Source organism: Marinovum sp. PR37 (genome assembly GCF_028807375.1).
In the GTDB taxonomy this organism is placed as follows: Bacteria; Pseudomonadota; Alphaproteobacteria; order Rhodobacterales; family Rhodobacteraceae; genus Marinovum; species Marinovum algicola.
The window spans coordinates 1-12,042 of the sequence record NZ_JARAML010000001.1 but is presented as its reverse complement, the minus strand read 5'-3'; the positions used below and the strand labels follow the sequence as shown (position 1 = coordinate 12,042).

Sequence of the window (12,042 nt, the reverse complement as noted above, 5' to 3'; positions counted from 1 at the left end):
ATTTCAGACCTTCTTGAAGATGACCGAAGCGTTGGTGCCGCCAAAGCCAAAGGAGTTCGACAGCGCGTAGTTGATTTCGCGCTCGCGTTTTGCATTCGGCGCCAGGTCAACCTTGGTCTCTACCGCCGGATTGTCGAGGTTGATGGTGGGCGGCGCCACCTGGTCGCGGATCGCCAGTATCGAGAAAATCGCCTCGATCGCGCCGGCGGCGCCCAGAAGGTGCCCGGTGGCCGATTTGGTCGAGGACATGGTCACCTTCGACGCCGCCTCACCCATCAGCCGCTCGACCGCGCCAAGCTCGATGGTGTCGGCCATGGTCGAGGTGCCATGCGCATTGATGTAATCGATCATCGACGGGCCAACGCCGGCCTTTTTCAGCGCCATCTTCATGCAACGCTCGGCGCCTTCGCCATCCTCCGACGGGGCGGTGATGTGATAGGCGTCGCCCGACATGCCGTATCCCACGACCTCGGCGTAGATTTTCGCGCCACGTGCCTTGGCGTGCTCGTATTCCTCCAGCACGACAACACCGGCGCCCTCGCCCATGACAAAGCCGTCGCGGTCGGCATCATACGGCCGGCTGGCGGTTTCCGGCGCGTCGCCGCGCTTTGTACTCAGCGCCTTGCAGGCGTTGAAGCCGGCAATGCCGATCTCGGAAATCGCCGCCTCGGCACCACCGGCGATCATCACCTCGGCATCGCCGTCCTTGATGATCCGGGCCGCATCGCCGATCGCATGGGCACCGGTCGAACAGGCGGTCACCACCGAATGGTTCGGCCCCTTGAAGCCATAGCGGATCGACACCTGGCCCGAAATCAGGTTGATCAGCGCGCCTGGAATAAAGAACGGCGACACCCTGCGCGGCCCGCGTTCCTTGATCAGCACGGCGGTCTCGGCGATCGAGTTCAGCCCGCCAATGCCCGACCCGATCAGCACACCGGTGGTCTCGAGGCTTTCCTTGTCCTCCGGCGTCCAGCCGGCATCCTTCACCGCCTGCTCGGCGGCGGCAACGCCGTACAGGATGAAATCGTCGACCTTGCGGCGTTCTTTCGGCGCCATCCAGTCATCGGCGTTGAAGGTGCCGTCGGTGCCGTCGCCATGCGGCACTTCGCACGCATAGGTGGTGGCCAGTTGGCTGGCATCGAACCGGGTGATCGTGCCTGCGCCCGATTTGCCTTCCAGAATCGCCTTCCAGCTCTCCTCGACGCCGCAAGCCAGCGGTGTCACCAGACCAAGCCCTGTCACAACTACTCTGCGCATGGTGTTGCCCCTTTGAAACAAGTTGCACGCTCTTACCCCGACAGGGGGAAGAGGGGCAAGGGAAAGCGATGCCGGATGGGCAAGCCCCCGCGTATCGAAACCCTATGCCGGAAGCCGGCTCTGCGGCAACTGACAAGCCCTGTCACGGCCGCTTGCCGCGCCGTGCCTCACGACGGAAAACGGCGCACCCGAAAAGGCACGCCGTTCCCACAAAATCCTGACGGATCAAAGCGTTCTTACGCTTCTTTCGCGTCGTTGATGAATTTGACCGCATCGCCGAAGGTCTGGATGTTCTCGGCGGCGTCATCGGGGATCTCGATGCCGAATTCTTCTTCGAACGCCATCACCAGTTCCACGGTGTCAAGGCTGTCTGCGCCGAGGTCGTCGATGAACGACGCGCCTTCGACAACTTTGCCTTCTTCGACACCGAGGTGTTCCACAACGATTTTCTTCACGCGATCTGCGACGTCGCTCATATCTTTAATCCTCATCGTCTTGGGCCTTTGGCCCTGTTTTGCCCGTGCCCCGAGGGGTTCGAACTTTACTTGCCCCTCCCGAGGCGGCGGTTGGCCTTTGGCCTGTTCCCCGCATAAGCAGGTCGATCCAGGCCAGCACGAGCCCCCCCGGATTTCCACGCGCCTATAGCATAAGAGCAGCGATTGGCAAACGCTTTCCGGGAGAACCGGTCATGGCGTCAGATCATGGCCATTCCGCCGTTCACATGCAGCGTCGCACCCGTCACATACCCGGCTTCCGGGCTCGACAGATAGAGGACTGCGGCGGCGATTTCCTCGGGCGTTCCCATGCGCGCGGCGGGAATCTGCACGTTGATCTTTTCCTTCTGGTCGTCGGTCAGCTTGTCGGTCATCGCGGTGGCAATGAAACCGGGCGCAATGGCGTTCACCGTGATGCCGCGGCTCGCCACCTCATAGGCCAGCGATTTGCCCATGCCGATCATCCCGGCCTTCGACGCGGCATAGTTCGCCTGCCCGGGGTTGCCGGTGGCGCCAACAATCGACGAGATATTCACGATCCGCCCCCAACGCGCCTTCATCATTCCGCGCATCACCCCCTTGCAGAGCTTCATTGACGAGGTGAGATTGACGGAAAGCACCGAATTCCATTCGTCATCCGACATCCGCATGAACAGGTTGTCCCGGGTGATGCCGGCATTGTTCACCAGGATATCGACCGCGCCCATCGCCTCGGCGGCCTGTTTCGGCAGCGCTTCGACGGCTTCCAGATCGCTCAGGTTGCAGGGCAGCACATGCGCCCGCTCGCCCAGTTCCGCCGCCAGTTCCTGCAAAGGCGCCTCGCGCGTGCCGCTCAGGCCGACGGTCGCCCCCGCCCCGTGCAGCGCCTTGGCGATCGCGCCGCCGATGCCGCCCGATGCCCCGGTCACCAGCGCAGATTTCCCGCTCAGATCAAACATCCGCTCTTCCTCTTGTCTTGCTTGTGGCGCCGGCGCTCAGGCCAGCGCATCCTTTGCCGCCGCCACGTCTTCGGGCGTGCCGATGTTGCGGGTGGCGATATCCCGATCGATCCGCCGCACCATGCCGATCAGCGCCTTGCCGGCGCCGATTTCCCAAAGATCGGTGACGCCGTGACGGGCCATCCACTGCACGCTCTCGCGCCAGCGCACGGCACCGGTGATCTGATTGACCAGAAGCGAGCGGATTGTCGCCGGATCGCTCACCGCCTCGGCCACCACATTGGCCACCAGCGGCACCTTGGGCCGGTGGATCTGCACATCGTCCAACGCGTCGGCCATCACATGCGAGGCCGGCTCCATCAGCTTGCAATGGAACGGCGCGCTCACCGGCAGCAGCACCGCGCGCCGCGCGCCGGCCGCCTTGGCCAGCTCGACCGCGCGTTCCACCGCCGCCTTGTGGCCTGAGACGACCACCTGACCGGGGTCATTGTCATTTGCCGCCGCACAGATCTCGCCCTGTGCTGCCTCGGCCGCGACCTTGCGCGCGCGTTCGAGGTCAAGCCCCAGCAGCGCCGCCATCGCGCCCTCGCCGACCGGCACCGCCGCCTGCATTGCCTTGCCCCGGGTGCGCAGAAGACGTGCACAATCGCCGATGCTCAAAGAACCCGCGGCGGCCAGCGCCGAATATTCCCCCAGCGAATGCCCTGCGACATAGTTGGCCGCCGTCACATCGATGCCCTCGGCCTCGAGCGCGCGCATCGCCGCCAGCGAGGTCGCCATAAGCGCCGGCTGGGCATTCTGCGTCAGGGTCAGATCGGCCGCATCGCCTTCCCAGATCAGGTCAGAGAGCTTTTCGCCGAGCGCCTCGTCGACCTCTTCAAAAACGGCTTTCGCCGCCGGATAGGCATCAGCGAGGGCCTTGCCCATACCGATCGCCTGTGCCCCCTGTCCCGGAAAAACAAATGCGCGGCCCATACCATCCCTCTGTTGCAGCGTCGTTTTGCCATGGATACGCGCCACGAAACCCGACTGCAATGTCTATGCCACGCCGCAGTGCGGAGAAATTCAAAAGAAAAACCGGCCGCGCCAGTCAGGCGGACAGCCGGTCGAATCGGTTCGGCGGTGCGACCCAGCCGCCCCGCTCAGCCGCGCGAAGACTTTGGCGTTCGGGCGAAATACAGCAGATAGCCACCAGTCAACGCAAAGAAGAAGGAGGCGCAGAGCTTTATCATCATCAGTTCCGGCAGCGTCGCGGCATTGGGCGCGACCCACATGCCCAGGCTTGCGACCACCAGCGACAGGCCAACCAGTCGGACAAACCACCGTGCAATCATGTCCGCGTTCATTTCGGTCTCTCTCTCGGGGTCGGCGCGCATCAAGAGGCTGGCTACGGTCATCTGGCTTCTCCCATTGGCATATTGGAGAGGTTCCGCGCGAATTCCGGCAGGAATGCGGCACAAACAGGGAAAAGAGGCGGAACGATCCGCCCCCGGGGCGTCAACGGGCCGTCAACGGGCCGCAGCCGCCCCCAGCCCCCTTGCCATTTGTGCCCGAGGCTGTATATCGGGCCATCCTTTCGCAAGACGTATGAACCGCGCAGTCTCTCGTGGGTTGGGGGCGAAAGGACATGGCCCCGCCCTTTGAAATGCGCCTTGATATAAATGGAGTGCACATGCCCCTTTATGAGCATGTCTTTATCTCGCGCCAGGATCTCTCCGGCGCGCAGGCCGAAAGCCTCGTCGAGCATTTCGGCACTGTCCTGTCCGACAACGGCGGCAAGGTCGTCGACACCGAGTACTGGGGTGTCAAGACCATGGCCTACAAGATCAACAAGAACCGCAAGGGCCACTATGCCTACATGCGCACCGACGCCCCGTCGGACGCCGTGCAGGAAATGGAACGCCTGATGCGCCTGCATGACGACGTGATGCGCGTGCTGACCATCAAGGTCGACGAGCACCAGGAAGGTCCGTCGATCCAGATGCAGAAACGTGACGAGCGCGAAGACCGCCGTCGTGAACGCCGCTAAGTCGAAGGAGAGCTAACCCATGGCCGCAAAACCGTTTTTCCGCCGCCGCAAGGTCTGCCCCTTCTCGGGCGACAATGCACCCAAGATCGACTACAAGGACACCCGCCTTCTTCAGCGCTACATTTCCGAGCGCGGCAAGATCGTGCCGTCCCGGATCACCGCCGTCTCGGCCAAGAAGCAACGTGAACTGGCCCGCGCCATCAAACGCGCCCGCTTCCTCGCGCTGCTGCCCTACGCTGTGAAGTAAGGAGTTAAGCACATGCAAGTCATCCTTCTCGAACGCGTGGCCAAGCTCGGCCAGATGGGCGACGTCGTCGACGTCAAGCCCGGCTTCGCCCGCAACTACCTGCTGCTGCAAGGCAAGGCGCTGACCGCGTCGAAAGCCAACATCGAGGCATTCGAGGCGCAGAAAGCCCAGCTCGAAGCGCGCAACCTGGAAACCAAGAAAGAAGCCGAAGCTCTGGCATCGCGTCTCGACGGCCAGCAGTTCGTCGTGATTCGCCAGGCCTCCGACGGCGGTTCGCTCTATGGCTCGGTCACCACCCGTGACGCGGCCAACGTGGCCACCGAAGAGGGCTTCTCGATCGACCGCAAGCAGATCCTGATCCGTCAGCCGATCAAGGAACTGGGCCTGCACGAGATCGAGGTGCACCTGCACCCCGAGGTGATGGCCACCGTCAACCTCAACGTCGCACGTTCGCCTGAAGAGGCCGAACTGCAAGCCTCGGGCAAGTCGATCCAGGAACTGGCCGCGGAAGAAGAAGCCGCCGCCGAATTCGAGATCGCGGAACTGTTCGACGATATCGGCTCGGCCGCTTCGGACGACGACGACCTGGCCGAAGTGGTCCAGGACGACTCCGGCGAAGAACAACCGGAAGAAGACCGCGGCTGATTTCCCGGTCCATCCCTATACTTTCGAAGGCCGTGCGTCCCCGACGCACGGCCTTTTGTCATTTGGCATACCTGAAAGGATAGCCCGCGTATCCGCCAGCAGCTTTGCCGTGTATCGCCCAGACGAGGTACAACACCAAGGAAGGCAAACGGGCCGATGCTTCGACATAAAGAGTACCGGTAAAAGTATACAGTAACGATTACGGAAGATTGCAGCCATGGCACAGAAAGGACTGGTCCAGAACGTCGCCCCGGCACCCGACGCGGTCTTCTATTCGCTTGCATCGGCCCGTGTCCTTCGATTGATCGACGCCCCGCTCTCCGCGGCAGAGCGCAGCCACGCAGACATTCTGGCTGCCCGCAACGCCGCGCTGGCGGAGGCCAGCACCACCCGCCGCGTGGCGGAAGCGATCGCGCGCATGAAAACGCGGTTCGGAAACGACGGCCGGTAAATTCCTTGTCCCCGGATGCCTCCGGCCTATGGAAAGGTCGCCTCTCCCTCCCGAGGCGGCCTTTTCAAGTCTGACACGGCGGCGCGAGAAATCCCGAAACGGTGTAGACTGCCCTTGCGTGTGACAGGGAGCGACTGACATGACCGATCCGTTTCAGAACGTCGATGCCGCGGGGCCCGAATTCATCAAGATCTTTGCCGATACCATGGAAATCCGTCAAAGCGACCCGACAATGGAGGCGCTCGTTGCCGGCTATCTCTCGCGGCTGGATTTCGCCAAGGACAGCCTGACCGTCGAAATCGGCGCCGGGGCCGGCGCGGTGACCCGCCGTATCGCCAAACATGCCGCGCCGGCGCAGGTGATCGGCTACGAACCCTCGGCAGGCTTTGTCAAAGAGGCAAGGGCCCGCGCGCCCAACTTCGACAATCTGAGATTTGAACAGGCCGACGGCGCCACCCTGCCTGTCGCCGACAACAGCGTCGACAATGCCATCCTGCACACCGTGCTGACCCACGTCGTTGCGCCGGAGACCCTCTTGGCCGAAGCCGCGCGCGCGCTCCGCACCGGCGGCTGGCTGGTCGTGGCAGATGTCGATTTTTCCAAGGCCGCGCTTGCCAGCGCCGCCAATGATCCGCTTGATTGCTGTGCCAAGGAATTCGTCCGCACCTATGTGACCGACCCGCACCTCGTCGGCCGGCTGCGCGGGCTGATTGCCGACGCCGGCCTGAGACTCGACCATTTCGATGTGCAAAGCCGCGTCATCATCACTGAAGCCCAGATGCTGCCCTGGGTAGAGATCACCACCCGCGACATGGTGACCCGGGGGCTGATCGGTCAGGGGCTGGCCGATGCGCTGATCGCCGAACATGCTCAGCGCGCCGCCGATGGCCGGCTCTACGGATATCAGGCCATTGCCACCGCCATCGCGCAAAAGATCTGATAGTACCCAAGAAAAAAGGCCGCCCCCCGAGGGGGAACGGCCCGAATTCAGCACATGAGGTGTGCTGATTATTCTTCGTCGAGCTCTTCGACAGCCTTCTGAAGCTCTTCCTTGGAGACCTCTTTCTCGGTCACCTCGGCCAGCTCGAGAATGTAGTCGACGACCTTGTCTTCAAAGATCGGCGCGCGCATCTGCTGCTGCATCTGCTGGTTCTGCTGCACGAACTCAAAGAACTGACGTTCCTGACCGGGGTACTGGCGCGCCTGGTTCATGATCGCCTGGGTCATCTCGGCGTCCGACACCTGCACTTCGGCCTTCTGGCCCAGTTCGGCCAGCAGAAGCCCCAGGCGCACGCGGCGCTCGGCCAGCTTGTTGTGCTCGTCCGTGGGCTCGATCTCGGGGTGATCGTGGCCTTCCACGTCCGGGTTTTCCTCGTGCCACAGTTGGTGCGCGATCTGTTTGGCCTCGGCCTCCACCAGCGTCGGCGGCAGGTCGAATTTCACCATCTCGTCCAGCTTGTCGAGCAGCGCCCGCTTGGTCACCTGGCGGGCGGCACCGGCGTATTCTGCTTCCAGACGCTCCCGGATCTGCTCTTTCAGCGCATCCAGCGACTCGGCGCCGAATTTCTTTGCCAGTTCGTCATCGAGCTCCGCCGCAACCGGCTCCTTCACCTCTTTGATGGTGCAAGAGAAAACCGCTTCCTTGCCGGCCAGATGCTCGGCCTGGTATTCCTCGGGGAAAGTGACGGTGACGTCCTTTTCCTCGCCGGCCTTGGCGCCGACCAGCTGTTCCTCGAAACCCGGGATGAACGAACCGGAGCCCAGCACCAGCGGGTAATCCTCGGCCGAGCCACCTTCGAAGGCTTCGCCGTCGACCTTGCCGACGAAATCAAAGACCACCTGATCACCGTCTTCGGCGGCCGCACCTTCGTCGCGGGCCTTGAAGTCCTGCGCGGTCTCGGCGAGGTTCTTCAGCGCCTCGTCCACCTCGTCGTCACCGGCCTTGGCGGTCATCTTCTCGAGCGAGATGGATTTCAGATCGACCTCGGGGATTTCGGGCAGCTTTTCATAGGACATCTCGACATTGACGTCGTCGCCCTCTTTCCAGTCCTCGTTGGTCATCTTGACCTCGGGCTGAAGCGCCGGCTTGTCGCCGCTGGCTTCGAAATGCTGGTTCATCGCGCCGTCGATGGTTTCCTGCATCGCTTCGCCCAGCAGACGCTGGCCGAACTGCTTCTTCAGCAGCGGCATCGGCACCTTGCCCTTGCGAAAGCCCTTCATCTCGATCTCGGGCTGGGCTTCGGCCAGCTTTTCGTTGACCTTTTCTTCCAGCTCGGCGGCGCTGACGGTGATCGCGTATTCGCGCTTCAGACCTTCGTTCAGAGTCTCGGTGACCTGCATCCCATTCCCCATAAGTTCGAGGGCGAGTCCCAGCCCGCCTATTTCAAATCTGGGGTCTTCTAAGCGCCCCCGCCCAAGCGTGCAAGGCGGATCTGCACGTCCGGGCGGCTACCGGGCAGAGTTTCGCCCCGCCACGGCCCAGAGCACCGCAAGCCCGGCCAGAATGCTGAGACCGGCCTTGCTCACCGGCTCCATCGTGCCCTGAATCAGAAGCGCATGCGCCACCGTCCCGGCAACGATCACCAGCGCCAGCCCGCGATGCGCCCGGCGCCAGAGCCGAGAGGCCAGGCGGCGGCGCAGCACGGCCAGCGTGGCGCTGGCAAACAGCGCCCACATCGCCAGCACGCCCCAGATCGAAAACGGCGTCGGCGACCGCAGGAGCAGCACGTCGATCACATCCGGCGGGCTGGTGATCCAGAGCCCCACCACATGTCCGATCACCGCCAGCACCAACGCCGCACCCGCAAACCGGTGCAGCCGCCGGCTCTGCCTCGGCGACAGCCCCGGGAGCAGGCCTGCCGCCAGCAGGGGCTGCACCGCCAGCAGCATCAGCCCGACCACCCCGGCAAAGCCGGCCGCGATATAGACCGGTCGGCGATAGGCCAGCAAGGGGCTGTCCGCCGCCGCGACCAAGGGAAGGCCCAGCGCCAGCCCGAGCCCCGCCCAGATCAGCGCCGCAGGCAGCCGGCCCGGCCCCCTCACGCCGGTTGCAGGACGAAATGCGCCTCCAGGCTGGTGTCGCGCGCGCTGCCCATCACCGGGCGCAGAAACACCGTCTCATAATCGCCGCTGTCATAGGCCAAATGGCCATGCGGCTGGCCAAAGGCCGGCACGATCTGCGGCATCTCCAGCCGGAACATGCCGTTCTCGTCGGTCAGCGTCGCGCCGTGGCTCTGCGGGTCGCGTTCGTGGCCTTCGGTGGTATGCGCCCAGATCTGGATGCGCTGGCCGGCAAGCGGCGCGCCGTCACCGGCGCGGCGCACCGTGCCGCTCATCCAGAAGCCGCCGCCGCCGATGCGGTCGACGATCGGCGCGCCGGGGCGGTAATTGTTGGCACCGCCCCGCATCGTGCGCGTCGGCGTGACCGACTGCGCGACCAGGGGTGATATCAGTCCCAGAGCCAGAGCCGCGCCACCGGCGGCAATCAGGTGTCGGCGTCGGATTGGAAGTTGAGGCATGGAAACTCTCCTGTCGGACAGGCCCGCAGCCGGGCGCTGTCGGCAACCGTTACAATTACCTGACCGAGTTTACCGTCTTTGGGCGCAGCCCCCAAGAACCGGAGCCGCCTGCACCAAACACATTGCGCCCACGATTGCGTGAGCCGGGGCGGCGCGGCCCCTGCCCGCCTGCTTTCGGGGCCGGTTATTCAAAGTAATCCGCATGCGCCGAATGGATCTGGGTGACGGTCTCGTCCAACCGTCGCAGATGGCGCCGCATGACATCGCGCACCGCCTGTTCGTCGCGCGCCGCCAGCGCCTGCGCGATATCGCAATGATCGCCAAAAACATCGCTCAGGGCCCGTTCCTGGCCAAAGCTCAGCACGCAGAGCCGATCGACCGTCTGCTTGCAGCGTTCGATCGTCTCGAAGGCCAGCGGCCGGCCGCCGAGTTCGCAGATCAGTCGGTGGAAATCATAGTCCATCGCGTGAAATCGGTCATTCTGGCCAGCGTCGATCACCGCCCGCTGCTCGGCCAGGCTGGCCTCGAGCAGCCCGGCCTTTTCGGCGTCCCAGACCGCGCAGGCCTCCCGGATGACCTCGAGCTCGACCGCCAGCCGGATGAACCGCGAATTCTGGATCTCGTCCATCGAGAAACCGCGTACCACCGTGGCGCGCTGCGGCCGGATCAGCAGCAGCCCCATGTTGCCCAGCCGGTTGAAGGCATCGCGCACCGGCTGCCGCGACACGCCCATGCGGTTCGCCACCTCGGCCTCGGACATTTTGGTCCCCGGCAGGAGCTTCAACGTCGAGATCTCTTCGTAGAGCGCATTGAAGACCATGTCGGTCGATGTCCGTGCCACCGGCGTATCCAGAGTTTTCAGCATGCCGTCGCTCCCCGTCGTCTATATGTCAAATTCCCTTACGAAAGCGCTGCTGCTAAGCCGGCGCCTCGGAATGTCGCGTTTCACGTCGGAAACGCGCGGAATTCTGCCATTATAGACCAGTCTCACCTTGTCATGCCGTTAAATAATGACTTGTGCGGCGGAATCAATTCAAACGTGGCGGTTGGCCCGCGCCAGCGGGCGCCGCCGTTGCCGCCGGCCTGCGCGCGCCGGCGAGCGGCGGAAAGGCAAGCCTTCCCGCCGGAGGCCTCATCGCTCGAGGGTCATGAAATAATCGAAGATCTCCGGAACATTGCCCTCGCCCAGGCCGGCGTCGACCGCAGCCTGAAGATTGTGCGAGGTGCCCTCGGCAATCTCGGCCCGCGTGCCCAGATCCTTGGCCATCTCGAGGAAATAGCCCAGATCCTTGTTGGCATTGTTGATCGAAAAGCCCAGGTCGCTGACGCCATCCACGGCATAGTTCTTGCAGAAGCCCATGAACGGCGAATTCGACGGGCCGGTCGACATGATGTGGTAGAGCTGCTGGCGATCGACACCGGCCCTGTCGGCCACGGCAAAGGCCTGGCTCATGGTGCAGACCGTGGTCATGCCCATGAAATTGTTGATCAGCTTGGTGGTGTGACCGGCCCCGAGCGCGCCGAGGTAGAAGACATTCTCGCCCTGCTCTTCCAGCACCGGCTTGACCTTGTCAAAGGTCGCCTTCTCGCCGGCGGCCATGATATTGAGCAGCCCGTCGGTGGCATGGGCCGGGGTGCGGCCCAGCGGCGCGTCGATCATGCCGGCGCCCTTTTTGGCCAGGTCGGCGCCGATCTTGCGGGTCGAGGCCGGGATCGAAGTGCCGAAATCGATCAGCACCGCGCCTTCGCGAATGCCGGCAAGGATGCCGTCCTCGGCATAGACGATCTTTTCGACCACGTCCGACTTGGTCAGACAGAGCATCACGATGTCGCTGGCCTCCGCCAGTTCCCTGGCCGAGGCCGCCTCGCGCGCCTTGCCACGCGCGAGGCATTTTGCCACGGCCTCGGTATTGAGATCCATCACGATGAGCTCGTAGCCCCGCTTCTGAAGGTTCTCCACCATATTGCCGCCCATGAGGCCGAGGCCGATGAACCCGATGACAGGTTTGGTCATGCCATGTACTCCGTTAAGTTGGTCTTGAGGATTGTCTTTCATAGGAAATCTTCCCGATGCGGCGTGAAGATATCCAGCAGCGTACCGGCCTCGAGACAGGTGGCGCCGTGTTCGATATTGGGCTGCTTGTAGAGCGAGTCGCCGGCGGCAACGATGTAGGTCTCGTCGCCCACCGTGAATTCGAATTTGCCCGAGATCACATAGGTGATCTGCTCGTGTGGATGGTGGTGGCGCGCTGCCACCGTGCCGGTGTCGAAATGCACCTCGACCACCATCGCATTGTCATTATAGGCGCCGACCTTCCGGGTCAGCCCGCCACCGGCGTCGAAGAGCTGGTTTTCGCTCCCCGGGAAGTAGTTCTTTACTGTCATGTCTCATCTCCGTGTCGTTGGGGTCCCTCGTGCTCGGCTCATGATTTTGCGAGTTTTTTGAGGGTAATTTTGAAT

General features: G+C 63.3%; 16 protein-coding genes. 5 read left to right on the top strand and 11 right to left on the bottom strand.

The window, feature by feature from the left end; translation table 11 throughout:
• Positions 1-3 precede the first annotated feature (3 nt).
• The 5 genes from fabF to PVW49_RS00060 all read right to left on the bottom strand — a co-directional run bounded on the left by fabF (position 4) and on the right by PVW49_RS00060 (position 4,089).
• Positions 4-1,260, bottom strand: a complete 1,257-nt coding sequence (gene fabF, locus PVW49_RS00080; protein ID WP_048532109.1) for a beta-ketoacyl-ACP synthase II — start codon at positions 1,258-1,260, stop codon at positions 4-6.
• A 236-nt stretch (positions 1,261-1,496) separates the two neighbouring features.
• Positions 1,497-1,736: an acyl carrier protein gene (locus tag PVW49_RS00075; RefSeq protein ID WP_048532110.1), complete on the bottom strand. Its 240-nt coding sequence runs from the start codon at positions 1,734-1,736 to the stop codon at positions 1,497-1,499.
• A 218-nt stretch (positions 1,737-1,954) separates the two neighbouring features.
• The gene (fabG, locus tag PVW49_RS00070; RefSeq protein ID WP_274565128.1) at positions 1,955-2,692 is read right to left on the bottom strand and encodes a 3-oxoacyl-[acyl-carrier-protein] reductase; all 738 of its coding nucleotides are present in this window, start codon (positions 2,690-2,692) and stop codon (positions 1,955-1,957) included.
• Positions 2,693-2,728: 36 nt separating this feature from the next.
• Positions 2,729-3,667, bottom strand: coding sequence for an ACP S-malonyltransferase (fabD, locus tag PVW49_RS00065; RefSeq protein ID WP_274565130.1), 939 nt, complete (start codon positions 3,665-3,667; stop codon positions 2,729-2,731).
• Positions 3,668-3,834: 167 nt separating this feature from the next.
• Positions 3,835-4,089, bottom strand: coding sequence for a hypothetical protein (locus tag PVW49_RS00060; protein WP_139211339.1), 255 nt, complete (start codon positions 4,087-4,089; stop codon positions 3,835-3,837).
• Between the two features lie 275 nt (positions 4,090-4,364).
• On the opposite strand from PVW49_RS00060, the gene rpsF reads away from it, so the two are divergent.
• From rpsF to PVW49_RS00035, 5 genes are all read left to right on the top strand, one after another.
• A complete protein-coding gene (rpsF, locus tag PVW49_RS00055) occupies positions 4,365-4,721 on the top strand; it encodes a 30S ribosomal protein S6 (RefSeq protein WP_048532114.1) in 357 nt (118 codons plus the stop codon).
• A 19-nt stretch (positions 4,722-4,740) separates the two neighbouring features.
• Complete coding sequence (rpsR, locus tag PVW49_RS00050; RefSeq protein WP_005982441.1) at positions 4,741-4,968, top strand: 30S ribosomal protein S18; 228 nt, start codon at positions 4,741-4,743, stop codon at positions 4,966-4,968.
• Positions 4,969-4,980: 12 nt separating this feature from the next.
• Positions 4,981-5,613 carry a 50S ribosomal protein L9 gene (rplI, locus tag PVW49_RS00045; RefSeq protein ID WP_048532115.1) on the top strand — a complete coding sequence of 211 codons (633 nt, stop codon included), beginning with the start codon at positions 4,981-4,983 and terminating at the stop codon, positions 5,611-5,613.
• A gap of 217 nt (positions 5,614-5,830) precedes the next feature.
• On the top strand, positions 5,831-6,064 hold the full coding sequence (locus PVW49_RS00040; RefSeq protein ID WP_274589608.1) for a hypothetical protein: 234 nt from the start codon (positions 5,831-5,833) through the stop codon (positions 6,062-6,064).
• A 139-nt stretch (positions 6,065-6,203) separates the two neighbouring features.
• The gene (locus PVW49_RS00035) at positions 6,204-7,004 is read left to right on the top strand and encodes a methyltransferase domain-containing protein (RefSeq protein ID WP_074836628.1); all 801 of its coding nucleotides are present in this window, start codon (positions 6,204-6,206) and stop codon (positions 7,002-7,004) included.
• 68 nt (positions 7,005-7,072) lie between these two features.
• Here the strand turns inward: PVW49_RS00035 and tig are convergent, their stop codons facing one another.
• The 6 genes from tig to PVW49_RS00005 all read right to left on the bottom strand — a co-directional run bounded on the left by tig (position 7,073) and on the right by PVW49_RS00005 (position 11,967).
• A complete protein-coding gene (tig, locus tag PVW49_RS00030; protein WP_274589607.1) occupies positions 7,073-8,404 on the bottom strand; it encodes a trigger factor in 1,332 nt (443 codons plus the stop codon).
• A 108-nt stretch (positions 8,405-8,512) separates the two neighbouring features.
• The gene (locus tag PVW49_RS00025) at positions 8,513-9,106 is read right to left on the bottom strand and encodes a ferric reductase-like transmembrane domain-containing protein (protein ID WP_274589606.1); all 594 of its coding nucleotides are present in this window, start codon (positions 9,104-9,106) and stop codon (positions 8,513-8,515) included.
• Positions 9,103-9,582 (bottom strand): twin-arginine translocation pathway signal, encoded by a 480-nt coding sequence (locus PVW49_RS00020; RefSeq protein ID WP_274589605.1) that lies wholly within the window; start codon positions 9,580-9,582, stop codon positions 9,103-9,105. Before PVW49_RS00020 ends, PVW49_RS00025 begins: the two co-directional genes overlap by 4 nt.
• 184 nt (positions 9,583-9,766) lie before the next feature.
• Positions 9,767-10,447, bottom strand: a complete 681-nt coding sequence (locus PVW49_RS00015) for a GntR family transcriptional regulator (RefSeq protein ID WP_048532119.1) — start codon at positions 10,445-10,447, stop codon at positions 9,767-9,769.
• 267 nt (positions 10,448-10,714) lie between these two features.
• The gene (locus PVW49_RS00010) at positions 10,715-11,596 is read right to left on the bottom strand and encodes an NAD(P)-dependent oxidoreductase (protein ID WP_274589604.1); all 882 of its coding nucleotides are present in this window, start codon (positions 11,594-11,596) and stop codon (positions 10,715-10,717) included.
• Between the two features lie 38 nt (positions 11,597-11,634).
• Positions 11,635-11,967, bottom strand: coding sequence for a cupin domain-containing protein (locus PVW49_RS00005; RefSeq protein ID WP_074836624.1), 333 nt, complete (start codon positions 11,965-11,967; stop codon positions 11,635-11,637).
• Between the last annotated feature and the right edge of the window lie 75 nt (positions 11,968-12,042).

Coding starts and splice junctions, on each gene's coding strand:
- fabF (WP_048532109.1), bottom strand. CDS start 1,260: ATGCGCAGAGTAGTTGTGACAGGGCTTGGTCTGGTGACACCGCTGGCT.
- PVW49_RS00075 (WP_048532110.1), bottom strand. CDS start 1,736: ATGAGCGACGTCGCAGATCGCGTGAAGAAAATCGTTGTGGAACACCTC.
- fabG (WP_274565128.1), bottom strand. CDS start 2,692: ATGTTTGATCTGAGCGGGAAATCTGCGCTGGTGACCGGGGCATCGGGC.
- fabD (WP_274565130.1), bottom strand. CDS start 3,667: ATGGGCCGCGCATTTGTTTTTCCGGGACAGGGGGCACAGGCGATCGGT.
- PVW49_RS00060 (WP_139211339.1), bottom strand. CDS start 4,089: ATGACCGTAGCCAGCCTCTTGATGCGCGCCGACCCCGAGAGAGAGACC.
- rpsF (WP_048532114.1), top strand. CDS start 4,365: ATGCCCCTTTATGAGCATGTCTTTATCTCGCGCCAGGATCTCTCCGGC.
- rpsR (WP_005982441.1), top strand. CDS start 4,741: ATGGCCGCAAAACCGTTTTTCCGCCGCCGCAAGGTCTGCCCCTTCTCG.
- rplI (WP_048532115.1), top strand. CDS start 4,981: ATGCAAGTCATCCTTCTCGAACGCGTGGCCAAGCTCGGCCAGATGGGC.
- PVW49_RS00040 (WP_274589608.1), top strand. CDS start 5,831: ATGGCACAGAAAGGACTGGTCCAGAACGTCGCCCCGGCACCCGACGCG.
- PVW49_RS00035 (WP_074836628.1), top strand. CDS start 6,204: ATGACCGATCCGTTTCAGAACGTCGATGCCGCGGGGCCCGAATTCATC.
- tig (WP_274589607.1), bottom strand. CDS start 8,404: ATGCAGGTCACCGAGACTCTGAACGAAGGTCTGAAGCGCGAATACGCG.
- PVW49_RS00020 (WP_274589605.1), bottom strand. CDS start 9,582: ATGCCTCAACTTCCAATCCGACGCCGACACCTGATTGCCGCCGGTGGC.
- PVW49_RS00015 (WP_048532119.1), bottom strand. CDS start 10,447: ATGCTGAAAACTCTGGATACGCCGGTGGCACGGACATCGACCGACATG.
- PVW49_RS00010 (WP_274589604.1), bottom strand. CDS start 11,596: ATGACCAAACCTGTCATCGGGTTCATCGGCCTCGGCCTCATGGGCGGC.
- PVW49_RS00005 (WP_074836624.1), bottom strand. CDS start 11,967: ATGACAGTAAAGAACTACTTCCCGGGGAGCGAAAACCAGCTCTTCGAC.